This window comes from Rhodoblastus sphagnicola (assembly GCF_002937075.1).
Lineage (GTDB): Bacteria > Pseudomonadota > Alphaproteobacteria > Rhizobiales > Beijerinckiaceae > Rhodoblastus > Rhodoblastus sphagnicola.
In genome coordinates this window covers 63,256-83,127 of the sequence record NZ_NHSJ01000038.1, presented here as the reverse complement: position 1 = coordinate 83,127, position 19,872 = coordinate 63,256, and the positions used below count along the sequence as shown (strand labels likewise).

Sequence of the window (19,872 nt, the reverse complement as noted above, 5' to 3'; positions counted from 1 at the left end):
TGCGGGAGAAGGTGGCTCGCGGCCGTCAGGCCGCGAGACGGATGAGGGGGCGCCAATCACCGGCCAACATCTTGTAATTTTGAGACGAACCCCTCATCCGGCCCCTTCGGGGCCACCTTCTCCCGCAAGGGGAGAGGGAAGGCGCCCCAGAGAGCCGTGGCGCTTCGGGCAGATTGCAGCGTATGAATTGGCGCGTTTATTTCGTCGCGTCGCCTATGCAAGAATCGATCAAGGAAAACGCAAACGTTCCCTTGATCGGACAGTCGGGAGATATTAGTTAGTGTCCTATCTATTAGGATACGAACGAATGTCGGTGGACTGGTTTTTCGAACATGCGCTGCTGCTGCCGCGCCGCGCCCGCGCTGTCATCAACGCGCGGGTGGAAAACCTGGGGCTCACCAACGCCACCAGCCGCACGCTTTATTTTCTTGGCCGGCTCGGCGACGGCGTGCGCGTAAAAGATCTCGCCGAGGCGCTGGAGCTGGAGCGCCCGTCGCTGGCCGCGCTGCTCGACCGGCTGGAGGAGGGCGGCTTCGTCCAGCGCCGCGAGGATACCGCCGACCGGCGCGGCAAGACCCTGCATCTCACGGCGCGGGGCAGGGCGATCTTCCACCAGGCCGACGATCTCGTGCGCGAGGTGCGCCAGGAAATTCTCGCGGGCGTCGCGCCGGAGGATTTCGCCGCCTGCCGCCGCGTGTTCGACCGCGCCTTCGCCAATCTGGAAAAACTCCGGGCCGGGGAGGGCGCATGATCCTGGCAAGATTGCGCGCCACCCTCGATTTCCTGGCGCGGCCGGCGCTGCTCGCCCATGCGGCGCGCACGACGCTCGCCGCCCTGCTCGCGCTTTACCTGGCCTTCCTTCTGCAACTCGACACGCCCTATTCGGCCATGGTCACGGTGATGATCGTGTCGCATCCGGTGCAGGGCTCGATCCTGGCCAAAAGCCTCTGGCGTCTCGGCGGCACGCTGCTCGGCGGCGCTGCGGCCATCGTCCTGATGGGGCTGGCGCCGCAGTCGCCCTGGTTGTATCTCGCCGGGCTTTCCATCTGGGTCGGCCTCGGCGCCGCCGCCTCGACCCTTTTGCGCGGATTTCGCTCCTATGGCGCCGTGCTCGCCGGCTATACCGTCGCCCTGGTCCTGCCCTTCGCCGTGTCCGATCCCAACAGCATTTTCCTGGTGGTGGTCCATCGCGTCGTCGTGGTGTCGCTCGGCATCGTCTGCTCGGCTTTCGTGTCGGCGGCGCTGGTGCGTCCGACGGCGGCGCGCGGCCTTGAGCGCCTGCTGGCGCGCCTGCTTGGCGATCTCGTCGCCTATGCCCGGATCGGCCTCGATCCCGGCCAGGACGACAGGCTCAGGCCGCTGCGCCGCGCGCTCAGCGCGAAGATCGGCGAGCTTGAAACCGCGATCCTGTTCGCCGCCGCCGAAATGCCGGAGCGGGCGTTGCAGGCGACCGCGCTGCGCGAAGCCGCCGCCGGCATGTTCGGCGCGCTGACCGCGGCCGCCGCGCTCACGGAAGCCCTGCCGGCGCAAGGCCCGGTCCTTGCGGCGCTGCTGGACGAAACCCGCGCCGCGCTCGTCCTGGCCGGGCAGGGACTCGCGGACAATGATCTGGGCCGCTTGCGCCGCGCCATCAATGCGCTGGACGACTTGGGCGTCCGCGCTCACGCGGCGCTGGTCGCGCCCGGAACCCTCAACGATTCCGCCGCGCTGCTCGCCGGCGACCGCCTCTCCGATCTGCTCGGCGAACTCGTGCGCGCCCTGTCCGGCCTCGACGTGTCCCGCGAAGGAATCTTGCGCAACGCGCCGCGGCGCAACGCCATCCATCTCGACACCGAATGGGCCGTGCGCAACGGGGTGCGCGGCGCGCTCGCGGTGATGCTCGGCGGCGCCCTGTGGTTCGAAACCGCCTGGCCCACGGGCGCGACCATGCTGGCGGGGCTCACGCCCAATGTCGTGCTGCTGTCGCTGCGCGAACGGCCGTCGAGCGATGCGGCGCATCTGCTGTGGGGCATCGTGCTGGGGGCGCTGCTCGGGCTGTTCTACCTGCTTTGGGTGCTGCCCCAGATCACCGACTTCCCGCTGCTGGCTTTGTGGCTGGCGCCGCCGGTGTTTCTCGCCGCCGCCGCCATGACCTCGCCGGCGGCCATGTTCTACGGCATCGGCTTCGTCGTGTTCTTCATCACCCTGCTCGCCCCGACCAATCCGATGACCTACGATCCCGCCTTCTTCCTCGACTCGGCGCTGGCGACCCTGGTCGGCGCCGGCCTCACCGTGCTGGTGCATCGCTACATCCTGCCGGTCAACGCGCGCGCCTTGCGCCGCCACTTGCTCGAAGAGATTTCCGGCGATCTCGCCCGCGCGCTGTCGGCGCCGGAGCCGCCGGAGGCGGGCGTGTGGGAAACGCGCATGCACGACCGCATGCGCCTGCTGGTCGCGCGGCTGCGCGCCGCCAACGTGCCGGCCGAAATTACCCTGCGCAACGGGTTCGCCGCCCTGCGCCTCGGCCGCGACGTGCTGCGGTTGCGCGGCCTGCTGGCCGGGGACGCATGGGCGACGCAGCGCGCGCTCGAAGCGATTAGCGCGCGCATTTGCGGCCGCCGCGACGCGCTGGCCAACGCCGCGCTGTTCCTGCGCGCCCGCGCGGACCTGCCGGATGTGGCGGAGCGCGCCAGCGCCATGCGCCGCGCCGCCGCCCTGCTGCCCGCCGTCGAGGCGCTGGTCGGCTCCCATCGCCACTTCTTCCGTCAAGCCCTGCCGAAAACCTCGTCATGATCCGTGAAATCAACCTGTTTGGCGTCTATGCGGCGCCTTTTGTCGGCGATTACATCCTCGCCTTGCTCCTGTTCCTGCCGCTGCGGGCGCTGGTCGCGCGCATCGGCGCGCTGCGCCTGTTCTGGCGCCCGGTCTTCGCCGAAATCCTGCTGTTTGCCTGTTGCCTCACCCTGATCGCCTTCCTGCCGTGACTCAAAGCGCCAAAATGACCCTCCACAAAAATCTCTTCCGCCGCATCCGCACCTTCCTGCTCTCGGGCGCGGCGCTCATCGTCGCCGTGCTGCTCGCCACCGCTCTGTGGCGCCATTACATGATCTCGCCCTGGACCCGCGACGGAAGGGTGCGCGCGGAAACGGTGAGCATCGCGCCGGAAATTTCCGGAACCGTGGTCGAGCTGCGCGTCAGCGACAACCAGACCGTCCACAAGGGCGACATTCTCTTCGTCATCGACCCCCGCGCTTACAGAATCGCGGTGGACGCCGCCAAGGCCGCGCTGGAGACCCGGCAACACGCGGCGGAACTGGCGGAGGAAAAGGCGCGCCGCCGCGCCCAACTCACAGAACTCTCGGTTTCGACCGAGGAGAAGCGGCAATACGCCCTGGACTCGCGCGGGGCCGCTTCAACCGTCAACGAGGCCCGCGCGGCGCTCGCCGCCGCCGAGCTCAATCTCGAACGCACCATCGTGCGCGCGCCGGTCAATGGCGTGGTCACCAACCTGCGTCTGCGCCGGGGCGATTTCCTCGCCGCCGGACAGGCCAATCTCGCGCTGATCGACAGCGAGTCGTTCTGGCTCGCCGGCTATTTCGAGGAGACCCAGCTCGCCGCCATCCATCCCGGCGACGAGGCGCGCTACGTCTTGATGGGCTATCCCGACCGCGTGCTCACCGGCAAGGTCGACAGCATCAGCCGCGGCATCGCCGATCAGGACGGCGGCGCCGGCGGCGCGACGCTGGCCAGCGTCAATCCCGTCTTTACCTGGGTGCGGCTGGCGCAACGCATTCCCGTGCGCATCGCCTTCGGCGCCGTGCCGGAGGACACGCCGCTGCGCGCCGGCCTCACCGCCACCATAGCCATCGGTCCGCGCGAGAGCTTTTCCGCCGAGTTCGGCTGGGCCTGGCGCTTCTGGACCCGGGGCTGGCGCTATTGAATTGGCCGGGGAAAAGCGCCGAATGTCGCGCTTTGTCATATTAACGTAATGTCCTTGACCATAGTGCGGGTCCAGTTGCCCTACGAAAGGACCCGAACGATGAGTATCGCGTCAGCCTCGCCGACCGAGACGGTGGCCCGGCCCCAGCTGGACCATCCCTCCGACACCAAGACGATCTACGCCCTGTTCGCCATCGGCGTCGCCGGCCTGCTGTTCGCGGCCTGGTCGATCTATTCGGACCTCGGGCCGGACGCCCACATCGCCAAGGTCTGGCCGTTCGTCCTGTTGGGCGCGGCGCTGCTGATCGCGCTCGGCTTCGAGTTCGTCAACGGGTTCCACGACACCGCCAATGCGGTGGCCACCGTCATCTACACCCGTTCGCTGCCCGCGCCGATCGCGGTCGCCTGGTCGGGCTTCTTCAACTTCCTGGGCGTGTTGACCTCCACCGGCGCCGTGGCCTTCGGCATCGTGTCGCTGCTGCCGGTCGAACTGATCCTGCAAGTCGGCTCGGACGCCGGTTTCGCCATGGTGTTCGCGTTGCTGATCGCGGCGATCATCTGGAACCTCGGCACCTGGGCGCTGGGCCTGCCGGCCTCGTCGTCCCACACGCTGATCGGTTCGATCATCGGCGTCGGCGTCGCCAACGCCCTGATGCGCGGCCGGGATGGAACCTCGGGCGTCGATTGGGGCAAGGCCACCGAAATCGGCTATGCGTTGCTGCTGTCGCCGATGGTCGGCTTCCTCTGCGCCGGCGGCCTGCTGCTGCTGCTCAAGCTGATCGTCAAGAACAAGGAGCTTTACGAAGCCCCCAAGGGCCAGGCCAAGCCGCCGCTGTGGATTCGCGGCCTGCTGATCTTCACCTGCACCGGCGTCTCCTTCGCCCATGGCTCCAACGACGGCCAGAAGGGCATGGGCCTGATCATGCTGATCCTGATCGGCACCGTGCCCACCTCCTACGCCCTGAACAAGTCGCTGCCGGCGAGCCATATTAGCGAATTCGTGCAGACGTCGCAGGCCGCCTCCAGCGTCGTCGATTCCAAAGCCGCCGGCTACAGCATCATCGGCGATCCCCGCCCGGTGGTGACCGCCTATATTTCCCGCCACGAGATCAGCGGCGGCACTTATCCCGCGCTGTCGCTCCTGCTCAAGGACATTTCCAAACAGGTGCAGACCTATGGCTCCATCGACAAGGTCCCGCTCGATCAGGTCGGCAACACCCGTAACGATATGTACCTGACCTCGGAAGCCATCCGCTTCCTGATGAAGGACAAGGAAGCCGAACTCTCGGCCGCCGATGTCGGCACGTTGAAGAAATACAAGGGTTCGATCGACCAGGCGACCAAGTTCATCCCGTCCTGGGTCAAGATCGTGGTCGCCATCGCGCTGGGCCTCGGCACCATGATCGGCTGGAAGCGCATCGTCGTCACCGTCGGCGAGAAGATCGGCAAGACCCACCTGACCTACGCCCAAGGCGGCGCGGCGGAACTGGTGGCCATGGGCACGATCGGCGCGGCGGATGCGTTCGGCCTGCCGGTCTCCACCACCCACGTGCTGTCGTCCGGCGTCGCCGGAACCATGGCGGCCAATGGCTCGGGGCTGCAATTGTCCACCCTGCGCAACCTCGCCATGGCCTGGGTGCTGACGCTGCCGGTCGCCATGCTGCTCTCGGGCGGGTTGTACTGGCTGTTCCGCACGATCTTCTGAGGCGCGGCCTGCTTGCAATGGCGTCGGGGAATCGCTCATTTCCCCGATGATCTTGTTTGTCTTCGTAATTCTGACTGGCCTCGCTGTCCTGATCGTCCTGTGGCCCCTGTGGCGGCCCGCCGGACAGGTTTGGGATGGCGAGGCCGATGTCGCATTTTATCGGGCCGTGATCGCCGACCTGTCCCGCGGCCTGATCGATCCCGCCGGCGCTCTTTTTCCGATGATGTCGTCGAGTTCGTCGATCGTCGCGATATGTTTGTTGACGAGGGGTTCGTCGACCAGCGCCCACAGCGTTTCGGCTGGCTGTAGTTCGGGCGTGTAATACGGTTTCCGCTGGATCGCTTCGCGATTCGCGGAAACAAAATCGCTCGGACTTCCTTGAGGTGGAAGCGGAATTCCGCGCGAACGAAAAACGAAATCCGAATGGATCATTCGGATTTCGTATTAGACCTCCCGCGCCAGCGTCGCCGCGCGGACTTGCGCCAGTTCGGCGAATTGCGCGGCCGCAGCGGCCCATGACTCGCTGTCCTCGTCGGCGAGGCGCGGATCGTGCAGCGCCATGGCGACGATTTGCGGCAAGGCCGAGGCGAGCGTCCTCATCATGCGGCCGTCGCGCTCGGACATCATGGCGAGCAGGCGGTCGAGTTCTTCCGCCTCCGGGCGCACGCGAACATAAGAGCCATAGGCGTCAACCGTCAGGTCCGGCCAGACGTCGAATCCGCCGGGCCAGTCGGGCAGTCGGCGAAACTCCAGCGCCGGCGACGCGCCCGTTTTCACCAGTTTGAAGCGGATCGCCGGGTAGAACGCTTCTTCGATATTGAGGTCGTAAACCGTCAGGTCGATATGCGCGTAATCGTCCGCGTTGCGCAGGAGATGATCGACCAACACGCCGGAGCAGATTTCGGCCGGCGCGCGCGCGCGAAGCTCTTCTTCCCAGGGCCGCGTTGCGCCGGCGCGCGCAGGGGGATGCAGGCGCGGTCGGGGTCGATTTTGCAGGCGCAGGCCCGCGATCGACGTCAGTTCGAGCAGGGCCGGTCCCGCGCCCTCGACCAGTTCGGCCGTCAAGCGCAGATCGAAGCCGGAGTCCATCGACGGAATCTCCAGGGCGAAAACGAACAGGTCGGTCGAGCCGCCGAGGCGGCGCCAGGGTTGGGGATCAATGTCCACGCCATCAGCGCGAAGCTCGGCGAGAAACCGGATCGCCTGGGCGGGGTTGCGCAACAGCGTGAGTCCGATCTCCAGGACATCGCAGCCCGGGAAATTCAGCGCGCTCAGCCCAATCGTCGCCGGCTGCTCGGGCGTGAGCGCGAGCACGGGACGCGGCGGCTCGCCGCCGAGCGCGACGAAGTCCACCGCGCCCTCGATCACGCCGATCTCGCTCCAGCGCCGTGGCGCCAGCCGCAGCGGCATCTGGTCGAACGCAGCCGAACAGCCGATGTCGGACCCGTTCCAGTATAGCGGCGCCAGCGTGCGGCGCCCGAAATCGCCGCGATGGACGCGCAGGGCCAGCCCGCGCGGAACAGGCGCGCCGCCGCTTTGAAGCGCGAGGAACGGCTCGGTCTCGGCCGGATCGAGGCTCAACGCCAGCGCGTCGCCCATCGGCAGCAAGGTTTCGATCTCGATTTGCGCTGTTTCCATCAGGTCGCCCAGCACGAAACGCAGATCGAGGCCGAGCCAGCCCGGCCGGAGCGCGTCGCCCTCGATCAGCCAGGATCCGTGAATCAGGCCGGCGCTGGCCCCCAGCAGCCTGACCTTGAGCCAGGCTTGGCTGGAACAGCGGGCCTCGGCGATTCGCAGCGAGATCGTCGTGAGGTTTTGCAGCGGCAGGCTCAGGGTCTGGCGCGCCAGCGCCCGTCCCTCGGGCGCCGCATGGACGGGTCCGCCCTCCGCCGCGACTCCCGAGGCGAAGACCAGCCGCGCCGCGCCCATCGGCCCGCCGCCAAGCGCCTGGAGGGCGCAGGCCATGACGCCATGAAGCGTCTCGTTCTCGCGGCGCAGTTCGGACAGGGCCGCGCGGGCCTGCGTCAACGCCACGGCGTTGGCGGAGATTTCCCCGGTCAGCAATGCGGCGAACCGGGCGAGGGCGTCCTCGGCGGTTGCGACCGTGATGACCGGCGGCGGCAGGTGCGACGCGAAGGCGTCCAGGGCGAGCGGCGCGCTGTCGAGCAGCGCCAGAATATGCGCGGGAAAGCTCGGCGCGCGCGTCCAGAGGGCCGGGTCAACGTGCGGGGACAAGGCGCGGTCCAGATCCTGCGTGACGCGAAAATCGCCGGACTCGTCGAGGCGCGCCGCAAAAACGCGCCAGCCCGATTCCCATTTGCGAAATGCCGCGAAAAACGCGGGTCCGACCAGAACGGCGGGCGAAGAGGCGTCGAAAAAATCCGCGAGATCGTTGGTTGCGACCAGAAGTTCAGCCATTCATGCGCTCTCGGGGTTCGGTCGGCCCGGATGCCTCCCGGTCTCGGGTCCGGGTGTCTGTCCGGCTTGGGGCAGGGCGTGCGCCAGCCAGTCGCGCAGGCTGGCGTCCCAGGATGCGCCCGCCTGTCGCGTCGCCGCCGCGCGCGCCACGGCGGCGAGGCGCTCCGGCGCGCCGGCGAGATCGCGCAGGCGCGCCACGAAATCCTCGACGATCCTCGTCTCCGAACGCGAAGCGTCGATGAGAAATCCATCGACGCCATCCGCGATCATCTCCTCGACCGCGCCGACTCTTGAGATGATCGGCACGCAGCCGAAGCGTTGGGCTTCGAGCACGGTGAGCGGCGCGCCTTCGAAACGCGACGGCAGCACAAGCACGTCGGCCCAGCCAAAAACCTCGTCGAGAGCGGCGGGCGCGTCGAGCGGCGGCTCGACGGGCTGTCCGAGCAATGCGGCGAGTCGCGCCTCCTCGACGCACGCGTCCAGCACGGCGCCTCCGATCACGCGCCATTCCATGCTGTCCCGGTCGGTCGCCCGCATGATCTCCTCCAGACGGTCGATGCCTTTTTGCCTGTCCAGACGGCCAAGGTAAAGCACGCGCAAGGCGTCGCCTTTCGACCGGCGCGCCCGCCGGGTCAAGGCGCGGACGATGGCCTCGGGATCCGCGCGATAGGACGCGACATTGGGCGCGAGCAGGATCTTGTCGGCGGGAACCCCGCGCGCCATGCACCAGGCCCGCAACTGTTCCGAAATCACCAGGAAGCCGTCATAGACATGCTCGAAGCCCACGGCGACGTTGGGACTGCCCATCGGATGGCCGTGCGCCGAAAGCTCGACGAGATGCAGGCCGACATATGTCCGCGTCCCCTGGCGGCGCAATCCCGCCATCAGGCTGTGGGCGGCCAGCGCATGGGTGTTGAGCACGATGTCCATGGTCGCGAGCAGACCGAGCCCGTCGGGGATGAAATCCGTTCGCGCGCAATTGGAGGCGCCGGCGGCGTGATAGATCTGGTCCCAGGCGTCGGCCCGCGCCCCTTCGTGATCGATGAAAGCGACGCTCTGGAAAATGTCCCGGACCTCGTCCGCCAGCGCGACCTCGTTTTCGCGAATGACGAAGAGATGCGCGTCGCAGCCGTGGTCGCGGACGACGCGGGCATAATTCAGCACGACCTTTTCGACCCCGCCGAACGCCACCAGCGGCAGGATGAACCCGACCTGGGGACGGGCGGGATCGGCGACGAGGGGCAGCACCGGTCCGATCGGCTCGATCAGGGCGTAGGCGTCGCTGATGTCGCAACGCGGGTGGCGCCATTCGCGGCGCCAATCCGGATTTTGCGTCGAAAAGTTTTTTCGCGCGTGACGCAGGTCTTCGACGATGCCGGTCGCGAAAACGGGCAGGTCCGTGAACGCAAGGGACAGGTCTGGCGCGCGGGCCGCCAGTTCGGCGCCGGTGCGCGAAAACAGGTCGTTCAGCGTTTCCGACGGGGCGTCGGGGGCGGTCAAGGCGTCCGCGCGCGCGACCAGCAGCGCCGCCCCGGCGAGGGCGTCAGGATTTGCGGCGTCGCGCGTTTCGATCCCCAGGCGTTTGGCGTCGGCGTCGAACCGGACGGCGACGATGGCGCGATCGTCAAGCAGGCGTTGCGCGCGCCACAGCACGGCGCGGTCGAGGCGGGCGTTGGCTAGACGCGCCAGCGCGCCCGGCGCGGAAAACACCAGAATGCCTGGGAAAAACGCCTGCTGGCGCGCGCGCCGCGCCCGCGCCAGACGCCGGTTTGCTTCCGCGAGGTCGATGGTCTGGCGCCGGCGCGGATCGACGAACAGTTCGACGCCCGTCATCCCCGGCTCGAATTTGGCGAAGCGCGGCGCTTCCCGCTCCTCCAGGCGAATCAGGCCGCGCGCCCGCAGCAGCGGCGCGTGTTTTTCGCGCATGTCCGTGAGAATGGCCTCGCGTTGGCGTTCCGCCCCGGACAACATGCTTTCGGCGCGGCGCCGGTACTGAAAGCCGCAATCGCGCGCGTGGAGGCCGCGAAACCCCTTGCGCGCCGCCTGGAGCCAGAAGTCCCAGTCCTCGAAACCGCGCCGCATCGATTCATCGAAGCGAACGCCGGCGTCGATCACGCGGCGCGACACCAGACTGCCGGCTTCGCAGAAGTTTTCGCGCAAATGGGCCAGAACCGAATAATCGCCCGCGACGGAAAAGTTCTCGGTCAGGCCGAACGTGTCGATGTCGGGATAGACCCAGCCAATCTCCGGGCCGGCGCCGTTCAGCAGGGCCGTCATCTTGCGCAGCGCGGTCGGCGCGAGGCGATTGTCGGCGTCGAGGAAGAAGACGGAGCGAAAACCGGGAAACAGGCGCAGCGCGTGCGCGACGCCAAAATTGCGCGCGGCGCTGAGGCCGCCGTTGCGGCGGCGCAGATAGACCACCTTGCCGGCGCTCGCCCGCGCGTAATTCAGCCCCACGGATCGCGTCTGCGGCAACGGACAGCCGTCATCGACGATGAGCGCGCGGATCTCGCAAGCGGCGTCCTGGCTCAGGACGGATTCCACAGCCTCGACCAGAAGGGCCGGCTGTCGGAACACCGGGATGATCACGACCGCTTCGACGTCAGCCGCCATGGCGCGCCTCGCTGGCTGGCGCGGCGGGATTTCGGGCGCGCAAAAGCTCGCGGGCGATGAGCCTGCGCAGCAGCGACTTGTAGGCGGAGATCATGGCCGCCTTGTCGTCGCGCCGCACCGTCGCGAAGGCGTGATCGACGCGCGCGGCCCCCGCGTTCCGGTCGGTCAGCGCCAGCCGCGTCTGCGCGGTCAGCGCCGCGACATCGTCGGTGGGCGCGACCAGCGCGAGTTGGTGCTTGGCCTGACCATAGCATTCCAGGGCGGCGTCGGTGGCGACCACCGGGCAGCGGCGCGCGGCGGCTTCCAGGAACACCAGCGGATGCCCCTCCAGCCGCGAGGGCATCAGCAGCGCGTCGGCGGCGAACAGCCAGTCGGACACATTGTTGGCGTGGCCGACCAGGCGCAACACGCCGGCTTGCGCGGCCGGCGAGGTTTCCAGCGCAGCGCGCAGCGCGCCGGCGCCGGCGACGACGACCAGCGCGTCGAGGTCCGCCAGTCCCTCCGCGAGGTCCGGCAGCAGATCGGCGCCCTTGGCCGCGTCCAGTCGGCCTAGGACGAGGACGATGTTCCGATCCGGCTCCAGGCCGAGCCGCGCGCGCGCGTCCGCCTGCCTGCGGCGGCGCTCGTCCGGCGCAAGCGGGACAACATCCACCCCATTGGCGATATGGGTCGCCGAATGCGGCGGCAATTGGAACATGTGCTCGATGCGGCGCGCGACGGGCCAGGACACGCCGACCCAGGCCGAATGCGACTCCTGGGCGCCGCCGCCGAAGCCGAGCATGACCGGCAATTCGCTCCACGCCTGCGTTCCCGGACGCGGAAACAGATGGGCGACGGTCAGGTGCGGCACGCCGTGTTCGGCGAGCGCCTCTTGCAGCCCCAACGCGTAATGGGGCCAGGGCGCGCAGACAATGGCGCAATCGGCGCGCCGCGCGCGCAAAACCTGTTCTATGCAGGTCTTCTGCCTGGCCACATTGGCTTCGAACGTGTCGGTGTCGCGCCATTCGATGGGGGCGCCGATTTTCGCGCCGATCTTGCCGCTCATTGTGCCTTGGGCGGCGTCGCGCCAGGCCGGATGATCCAGACATTCGGCGGTGGACAGCAGCGACACGCGCATGCCCGCGGCCGCGAAGGCTTCGCAAAGATCCTGCGTATGCTTCTCCGCGCCCCCAAACGACGTCGACGGCAGCACGATCAGCAAATCGAGAGCCGCGCTCCCGCGTCCGGACTCAAGGGGGGCGCCGATCATCGCCAAGGCGCATTCATGCGAGGATACGAACTACACGCGCCCAAACCGACTCTTTCTGGCGATCCGCTCCCTTTACAGTCGGCGACGGGGCCGAGCTTAAGCATTCGCCCCCGATTGTCCAATTGTAATTGTAGCACATTTCGCCTGATCATGCGGGCATCCCGGCGGGAGGTCGGTTCGGGGCTCTCGTTTTTGTCTCTTGCGCATCTTCTTGACGCGAACCGGCATTCGCTTGTCAGCAAAACGGCAGCTTGCGTCCAAATCGGTGAAAGAAGGCTTCAAGATCGGGCGCCTGGTAGGCCCGGACCTTGGCTTCCATCGCGACGAATTCGGCCAGATATTCCGCCTCGTCCATGACCAGATAGCGGCCCAGCCGGTTCTGCCGCAGCGCCGCCTCCGGCAGTTCGAGGATTTCGGGCTGAAGAATCAGCTTCGCCCTGGAATTCTCGCGCATGTGGGCGAACGGACGATAATAGAAATGAATATAGGCGAAAGGGGATGGCGTCGCCGGTTTCGCGCTCTTGGTGACAATGGTGTGTCCGCCGTGGTCCATGGAGACGAAGGCGTTGTTGCGCACGAATTTCTTGTTGAACTCCCAGCCGAAAAACCGGTTGCGGACGCCCAGGCTGTTGGGATGGTTGTAATCGACGGCGAACAGATCCGCGTCTGGGTCGAGCGCGTCGAACGCCGCCAGGATTTTTTCGCGACGGGTCTCGATGACGCCGTCAATCGCCTTCAAGGCGATGAATTCGTCGCAATCGAGCGGCAAAAAGAAATCGTAATAGGCGAAACGCTCCAGGTTCCCGATCTGATCGCCCAACAGCCGACCCTTGTCGCGATAGCGCTCGGGCCGGCGGGCGCCATCGAAAAAGCGCACGCCGCGGTCGGACCATTTCTCGATCAGGTCGGCGATGCGCGGATCAGCCGAGCCATTGTCCCAGATGTAGAGATTGTCATAGCCGAACAGGTCGCCATGATAGAGGATCCAGGGTTCCAGCAGATCGACCTCGTCCTTCTGGATCATCAGCGCGGCGACCTTGGGCATGGCCGGATTTCCTTCAAATGTGGCGTGATCGAGGTTTATCACCGGCCGCCGCCAAGCGCGGCGCCGATCGCCTTCAACTTTTGGCCGGTCGGGTCGCCCAGGGTCGGCATCAGGCAATTTCCGCTCTCGTCGCATTCCGACCAGGAATAGATCAGCAGCAGCCGCGCGGGGTTTTTCGCCTCCGGCCTCAAGATCCAGTCCCGCGCGTGCAAAAATTCGGCCTTGAGCTGATCGAGATCGGGCTTTTCGACGTAATTGCCGCAGGCATCGCCGGGCTTGAAACGGCGCTCCCACCGGGGCGGCCGCTCGCAGCGGGCGCGGATGTCGGCGCCGCTGCGCAGCAGGGGGACCGCCTGCGCCTGCGTCGCGGCCGCATAAGCGCGCCAGTCGTCCTCGATGGACGGCGCGAACGCCGCCCAGCTCTCGGGTTTGCCGGTTCGCCGCCCCGCGACATATTCCGAGATCGCGTCGGCGCCGAGCGCGCGCCGCAAAGATTCCGCGAGGCCGGCCGGCGACGCCAGCACCACGATATAGGGATCGCCGGAGCCCTGGTCGCGGGCCAGGTGTCGCAGGGTGTCCAGCGCCCGCCGCGCCAGGGCGAGGTCGCCGCCAAAAGCGCTGGCGACGTCATGCGCGTCATAGAACAGGAACAGCAGGGGACGGCGGGCGCCGTTGAGTTCGACGGTCTTGTAGTTGGCCTCTCCCATCAACCTGGCGATCGCGCGCCCGGCGGACGCGACGTCGCGGGCGGAGCCTATGGTCGAGGTCGTGGCGATCAGCGCATAGGGAACCAGATTCTTGAGCGCGGAGGCGCGATGGAAGGCCAGGCCCCTCATCATCGGCAGGCGCAAGTCGACGATCGCGTCGGCGCCGTAGGCGAGATAGGCCCAGCACAGCCCGGCCCTGTGCGCGGCCTCGATTTCGGCGTCGAAACTCGCTTGCGTCGGACGCCAGCTGATGCTTCCGTCCGCGTCGAACGCGGCGTGCAGCGGCGCGGACTGGCGATATTTGGGATTGCCGAGCGTGATCGCCGTGTCATGGCCGGGATCGCCCGCGTCATTGCTGTACCACGCGTCCCAACGGATGGCGCAGGCGTTGACCGCCTCCGCCCGCGCCTGCACCGCGAGGCCGGTCAGGATCAGGGCCAGCAGGAGCGGGGCCAGCAGGAGCGGGGCGAACGGGCGGCGCGCGGGCACGGGAGGCCGCTCAGGCCGCGGGGACGCGCGCGAAATGGTGCTTCAGCCCGTTTTCGTCGAGAAAGCGCGCGTAATCCCAGGTCAATTGTCGCTGGCGCGCCCGGAAGGCCGCAAAATCGCAGCCGGCGTGCAGCGCGGCAAAGTCGATTTTGTCGAGCGCGCGGATGTCGCCATGCGGCAGCCCCAAAAATTCGCACATTTCCATCGTGCGGGTGTCATGACACAGGACGAAGGCCGGCGTGCCCACGCTCAGGGCGGCGATCGCCCCGTGAAAGCGCGTGCCGACGACGAAATCGACCTGACGCATCGCGTCGAGCCAGTTGTCGACGGACCAGAACACGCGGCTGCGCCGCAGCGCCCAATCGCGCAATCCGTCCATGTCGAGGTTGCTGGGGCGGTAGAAATCGACCAGGCGATCGGCGGCGGCCTGGGCCTGGGGCGATCCTGGATGGTCGGCGATGGTGATTTCCTCGGCTTCGGTCTGCGCGACGAACAGCGCGTCGTAACGCAGCGCCTCGGCCATCAGGCCATGCAGCGCCGACAGCATTTTATCCTGGTCGAAGGAATGGCGCACGACATCGCGCGAGCCGTTCACCGCCACCCGCGTCGCGTCGTCGAAAGCGACCGTCCTGATTTCGACGCCGTCGGAACCGTTCATGTAATAGGAGGGGCAGCCGACGACCTGGACGTTGTCGACGCCCATGTCCGCCAGCACCTCGGCGGTGAAGGCTCCGCGCACGCCGATTTTCACGCAGCGTTCCGCGATCACCTTGACGAAGCGCCGCGTTCCCGGATGGAGGTCTATTTTGGGGTTGTAGGTGTTGGATTGGGCGCCCAGGCCCACAATGGCGACAGGCAGCGTGGTTTGCTCGATGAAACGCGCCATCCCCCCGAAATCGAACCCCGTGTGGAGAAAATTGGCCGCCGCGATGAGGATATGGTCGAAGTTTTGCTGAACATAGGCCGGGCCCTTGGCGTGGGACCAGTCGAGGGCGTCCACGGCCAGCGGCTTGAGCAGGCCGTGGGCGATGATCTGGTTGCCCGTATTGCCGCCCGTCAGCGCCAGACGGTCGCGCAAAGCCAGCGTGTCGGCGAGTTCAAAGCTGGGGGTGGCTCCAAGCAGGAATATCTTCATCTTTGTCCTTCGGGCCGCCGGACGCTTCCGATCCACGCCCTGTCTTTACAACTTCATGAGTGTGTGAAGCAGCGTTATAGCTGCTCGCGCGGGGTTCCGAAAAGGGGCGGGAATCCCTGATCAGCCGCTTGCAACCAAGACTTGTGTAATTAAGCTGGTTCAATCATGACGCTCATCGCGTCCGTCGAGGGTCATTCCAGTCGCCACGATTCGCGTAAGTCTCGTCTCCAGCGCAGAATTTTATCGCGAAATTCGGCCGGCGCCCTTGCGGCGTCCAGCGCGCGGTCCTGAGCGTAAACGATTTCATTGTAGTGTATGTTGCGATCCAACGCATGCGTTACACTTTGATCATGCCGCCGATGAAGATTCAAGACCTGACTTGAGTAAAGGACCGGGCGGGAGGTCGCGCAATATTCAATATAGATGCGCCAGTCGCCCGCGCATTGGAGGTAAAAGGCTTCGTCGCCAAGGCGGGCGAACACGTCGGCGAGCGCGTCCTTTCGCCACACCACCGCGCTGGCGTTCAGGATGAGATTGCGCAGGCTGAGAAAGCGGCGCAGGAAGTCGTCCGCCGAAAAGCTGCCGTCCGCGTCCAGGCCGGTGTCGCCCATCTCGCGATAATAGCCCTTGTAATCGTCATAGATGAGGGCCCCGTCGGGTCCGATGGCGCGGGAATCGCAAAAGCAGAGTCCGGCTTCGGGCGCGGCGGCCAGACGCGCGACCATCGCGCCGAGGAATTCGGGATCGCTGCTGTCGTCCGCTTCAGCGATCCAGACGAATTCGCCCTTCGCCAGATCGAGGCCGGCCTTCCACTGCCGGAACACATTGCCGGAATTTTGCGCGCGCGGGACGATGCGGATGGCGCGTCGCGCCGTCTCGGCCGTCGCCCGCGCGACCGCGATGCTGTCGTCCGTGCTGGCGTCGTCGAGCACAATGATCTCCAGCACCGGATAGCTTTGCCCGAAAATCGCGTTCAGACGCTGTTCGAGATATTCAGCGTAATTGTAATTGGGCACGATCACGGACACCGTCCGGTGCGACGGCTCGACGAAGCGGAGAAGATCGGCGCAATAGCTGGGGAAGTCGAATCTTTCGGCGATGAAAGCGCGGCGGAACGCCGCCGCCTCGGGCGCAAGCAGCTTTTCATCCTTGAACAGTTCGGGGAGGATTTCGACGCTCTTCTTGACATCTGCGAAGGGCAGCAGCACCCCGAGCCGGGGATCGGACGCGATCAGTTCGCAATGGCCGCCCGAATCCGCGAAGGCGGCGACGGGCAGGCCGACGGACAGGGACTCCAGCACGACCGAGGGGAACGGATCCTCGCGTGAGGTCAGCAGGAACAGGTCGGCGGCGTCGAAAGTGGCGCCGACATCGGGGGTGAAGGGCTCGAAGTGCAGGGTCTTCAGGCCGCGCTGCGAAATGTCAAGCTTGAGCCAGGGCTCCAGGTCGGGGTGAATGTCCCCCAGCCAGAGGAAATGCACATGGTCCGCCAGCCGCGCCGTCTGGTCGGCGATGGCGACGAACAGATCGATTCCCTTGCGCAGGTCGGCGTGGCCGGCGTTGATCACCAGCCTGTCGTCGGCGCCGAGCCCCAGTCGGGCGCGCAGCGCGGCGCCGCCGTCGCGTCGCGGAGGGTTGTAGAGCCCCTGTGGCCGGATTTCCGCCGCATGAACGGCGGGCCCGAACGCCGCGTCGAGCCGATCCTTGACGAAGGAATTCGGATAGACCGCCGGACGCGCGCCGTCGAGAATCTTGCGATAGGCGGCTTCATGGCCGCCGGTCGAGATCAGGTTCGGCAATTCGTGGATCAGCGCGCACCAGGCATAGCCGAAGTCGTCGAGCAGCGGCCCGACGCCGCCGGTGACGACCGTATTGGTGAGCGCATGGCGAAAGCCGCGCTGGCGCAGGGCGCGCAGATGGGCCGAGATCGCGGGCCAAGGATCGCCATGCCTATCGCAATGCTCGGCGCCGACGAAGGTTGGCGCCACGGCCCGGTAGCGCTCGACCATCGCGCCGTCGCCGATCAGAACGAATTCGGTTTCGATGCCGAAGTCGCGCAGGCAGGTCTGGCCTATGCCGATCAGGAGATGCTGCGCGCCGGAGGCAAAGGCGTCATGCCCGATCAGGACGAGGCGGCGCAGTCCGCTGCCGGCGAGTCGCTCCAGCGCCCGGGCGACCGCGTTGAGATAGGCGTAGCCGAAATGCACGTCGGGTTCGAGATAGGCGCCCTCGCACCATTCGTTCCAGGCGTTGATGAAAACCAGCGATTCGTCGAAAAAGCGCTGTTTTCCGGCGTTGACGAGCAGGTCGGCCAGCCAGTCCTGGAAGGCGCTCGGCGACGAACCGGCGAAGGACATGCCCTTGCCCTGGCGGCGCGCGTCATTGTCCCAGTTGGGAAAGGCGGTCTTGATCAAGGGGAAGTCATTGATCATCGCCTTGCGCGATTCCTGGACCACGCCGGAATAGGCGCGGATCGCGCCGGAAAAATCGGGATCGAATATTTCGATGCGGTGGTTGATGTTGGGGATATGGCCGCCGAGCTTGTGCGGCGGGAATTCGATGGCGCCGTCGAAGCCGAACGCGCGCGGATCGTGCGCGCCAAAGCTCTGCGCCATGGCGATGACCGGATCGAGGCCGTGGATCTTGAACTGCTTTTTCCACGCCGCGACGGTCGCGACGGGATCGGGCACGACATCGGCGCGGTAAAGAAAGAACAGCGGGCGTCCATCGGCCGTGCGCATGTAGCGCGGGTCTTTCATGTGCCGCGCCAGATCGGCGACCAGGGCGGGCATGTCCTCGTCGCGATAATCCTGGCGCATCAGGATTTCGTTTTCGGACCCGTCCCAGCGCCGGCTCCAGTTCTCGTTGGCCCAGATCAGGCAGAACGGGAAGTCGATGTCCTTCTGGTCCAGCAAGGTCTCGAGCGGCCGCTCCAGCAGGCGCTTGCCGTTGAAATTGTAATAATAAAAGCAAAACCCGGTAATGCCGAATTCCCGCGCCAGTTCGACCTGCCGGCGCAGCACATCCGAGCCCTCCAGCGAATAAAAGCCGAGATCGCGCGGGATGCGCGGCTGGATGTGGCCCTGGTAGCGCGGCAGGCCGCGCGGAAGGTTGCGCCATTCCGTGAAGCCCGCCCCCCACCATGCGTCGTTTTCGGCGATGGCGTGAAACTGCGGCAGATAGAAGGCGACGATTTTCGGCGCGTTGGCGGGGCGGCGCGCCAGTGGCCGCTTGTCCTCGAACAGCGGGCCGGGCGCGCAATTTTCGGCGATCAGCGCATGGAGGCTTTTCTCGCTGGCGCCCGGCGCCGGCTCCCAGCCGAGGTCCTGGCCGAGATCCATGAACAGTTCGAAGGCGTTCAGCTCGCGCTTGCCGCCGAGATAGCGTCGCCAGACATATTCGGCGCGAAACAGCGGCGATCCGCCGCGCCCCTCGAACAGCCCCCAGCCGAGCCAGTGCGAGAACCCGTCGATCGCGGCGTCGCGAATGTCGGGATTGGCGTCGAGATAATAAGCTATGTCGAAATAAGGGTTGGGATTGAAGACGTTCTTGTCCCTGTGCCGGAGATAATGGCCCAGCGCCGACTGCCGCGTCCGGTCGAGGCCATAGGCTTGCGCATACCAGGCCGGTTCGAACACGGGGCAGGGTTTTTGGCCGGCGCGTTCGCCTTGTTCGACATAATGGCGCAGCGCGCTCACGTCGCGCGCGTCGCCGAGATATTTGCGCCTGTGCCAGACGGGATCGAAATAGGGATTGGGCTTGAGGCCGAGCGCTTCGCCTTTTTCCAGATAATGCTGCACGAGCTGCGCGGGATCGGAAAATTCGGCGCCAATCTGCGTGCAATAGGCGCTGGCGTCGAACAGGCCGGACGAACAGAGGAATTCCGCAAAACCAAGGCGATTGATGAGGTCGAGTTCGATTTCCGGCGTCGTGATCCGCGTTTCCGAGGCGAAAAACAATTGCGCGGCGGGGTCGAGCGTCTGGATCCCGCTCGGGGCGCCGGCGCCGTTCAGATGCCTGAAAATATCCGTCAGCTTGAACGCGTTGAGATCGCGGCTGGTCGAGAACCGGGCCAGGGTCTTGCCGAGTTCGGGAACGAGGATCTGAAAGTCGTTGACGCCCTCCCTTTCAAGGCACGAGCGGATCAGGTCGGCGTCGAAATCCTCCCAGTCGATGCAAAACCCGCAGCGCGGCGCCCGTCCGGCGACCTCGGACAGATCGTTGCGCAGGAACCGCGTCCGCGCGCGGGCCAGGACATTGGGCGTGACATTGGGCGCGACATGCGACTTGGCGACAATCTCCACGGTGAACGGACGATCGACATTGTCGCGGTCCATCACCCAGCCGACGAGGCCGTAATGGTCGTCGATCTCGTGGAAGGCGCCCGCGACGGACGATGTCGGCGTGAACCAGCGCGGCAGAGTGTCCTCGACGGAAGCCATGCGTCGTTACCATCAGTTAACTTTTCGTGAGCTTTGCTTATAGCTTGGGACTCAACGGCGTCATAGCCTTTCGCTCAGGTGAGGGCGCGCGGTCGCGAAAAACGCGCCTTGCGCGGGACGCGTTCCCATAGGATATCAGCGCGGCGCGAGG

Annotated in this window: 12 protein-coding genes; 5 read left to right on the top strand and 7 right to left on the bottom strand. The window is 66.3% G+C overall.

Annotated elements, in window-relative coordinates; genetic code table 11:
- Window positions 1-307: 307 nt before the first annotated feature.
- From CCR94_RS05120 to CCR94_RS05100, 5 genes are all read left to right on the top strand, one after another.
- Window positions 308-751 (top strand): MarR family winged helix-turn-helix transcriptional regulator, encoded by a 444-nt coding sequence (locus CCR94_RS05120; RefSeq protein WP_104506795.1) that lies wholly within the window; start codon window positions 308-310, stop codon window positions 749-751.
- Window positions 748-2,772: an FUSC family protein gene (locus tag CCR94_RS05115; protein ID WP_104506794.1), complete on the top strand. Its 2,025-nt coding sequence runs from the start codon at window positions 748-750 to the stop codon at window positions 2,770-2,772. The genes CCR94_RS05120 and CCR94_RS05115 overlap by 4 nt, the downstream gene beginning before the upstream one ends.
- Window positions 2,769-2,963 (top strand): DUF1656 domain-containing protein, encoded by a 195-nt coding sequence (locus tag CCR94_RS05110; RefSeq protein ID WP_104506793.1) that lies wholly within the window; start codon window positions 2,769-2,771, stop codon window positions 2,961-2,963. Before CCR94_RS05115 ends, CCR94_RS05110 begins: the two co-directional genes overlap by 4 nt.
- Before the next feature lie 14 nt (window positions 2,964-2,977).
- Entirely contained in the window at window positions 2,978-3,919 is a 942-nt protein-coding gene (locus tag CCR94_RS05105) for an efflux RND transporter periplasmic adaptor subunit (protein WP_104506792.1), read from the top strand.
- Between the two features lie 99 nt (window positions 3,920-4,018).
- A complete protein-coding gene (locus tag CCR94_RS05100) occupies window positions 4,019-5,623 on the top strand; it encodes an inorganic phosphate transporter (RefSeq protein ID WP_104506791.1) in 1,605 nt (534 codons plus the stop codon).
- 444 nt (window positions 5,624-6,067) lie between these two features.
- Here CCR94_RS05100 and CCR94_RS05090 read toward each other — a convergent pair whose 3' ends face one another.
- From CCR94_RS05090 to CCR94_RS05060, 7 genes are all read right to left on the bottom strand, one after another.
- The gene (locus CCR94_RS05090) at window positions 6,068-8,041 is read right to left on the bottom strand and encodes a DUF6212 domain-containing protein (protein ID WP_104506790.1); all 1,974 of its coding nucleotides are present in this window, start codon (window positions 8,039-8,041) and stop codon (window positions 6,068-6,070) included.
- Window positions 8,042-10,654, bottom strand: coding sequence for a glycosyltransferase (locus tag CCR94_RS05085; protein WP_104506789.1), 2,613 nt, complete (start codon window positions 10,652-10,654; stop codon window positions 8,042-8,044). It lies immediately after the preceding gene.
- Window positions 10,644-11,903 (bottom strand): glycosyltransferase family 4 protein, encoded by a 1,260-nt coding sequence (locus CCR94_RS05080; protein WP_104506788.1) that lies wholly within the window; start codon window positions 11,901-11,903, stop codon window positions 10,644-10,646. The genes CCR94_RS05085 and CCR94_RS05080 overlap by 11 nt, the downstream gene beginning before the upstream one ends.
- A 235-nt stretch (window positions 11,904-12,138) precedes the next feature.
- Complete coding sequence (locus CCR94_RS05075) at window positions 12,139-12,948, bottom strand: glycosyltransferase family 2 protein (RefSeq protein ID WP_158254629.1); 810 nt, start codon at window positions 12,946-12,948, stop codon at window positions 12,139-12,141.
- 38 nt (window positions 12,949-12,986) lie between these two features.
- The gene (locus tag CCR94_RS05070; RefSeq protein WP_104506786.1) at window positions 12,987-14,144 is read right to left on the bottom strand and encodes a hypothetical protein; all 1,158 of its coding nucleotides are present in this window, start codon (window positions 14,142-14,144) and stop codon (window positions 12,987-12,989) included.
- A 10-nt stretch (window positions 14,145-14,154) separates the two neighbouring features.
- The gene (locus CCR94_RS05065) at window positions 14,155-15,279 is read right to left on the bottom strand and encodes a polysaccharide pyruvyl transferase family protein (RefSeq protein ID WP_104506785.1); all 1,125 of its coding nucleotides are present in this window, start codon (window positions 15,277-15,279) and stop codon (window positions 14,155-14,157) included.
- A gap of 191 nt (window positions 15,280-15,470) precedes the next feature.
- Window positions 15,471-19,721 (bottom strand): glycoside hydrolase family 99-like domain-containing protein, encoded by a 4,251-nt coding sequence (locus tag CCR94_RS05060; RefSeq protein WP_104506784.1) that lies wholly within the window; start codon window positions 19,719-19,721, stop codon window positions 15,471-15,473.
- Between the last annotated feature and the right edge of the window lie 151 nt (window positions 19,722-19,872).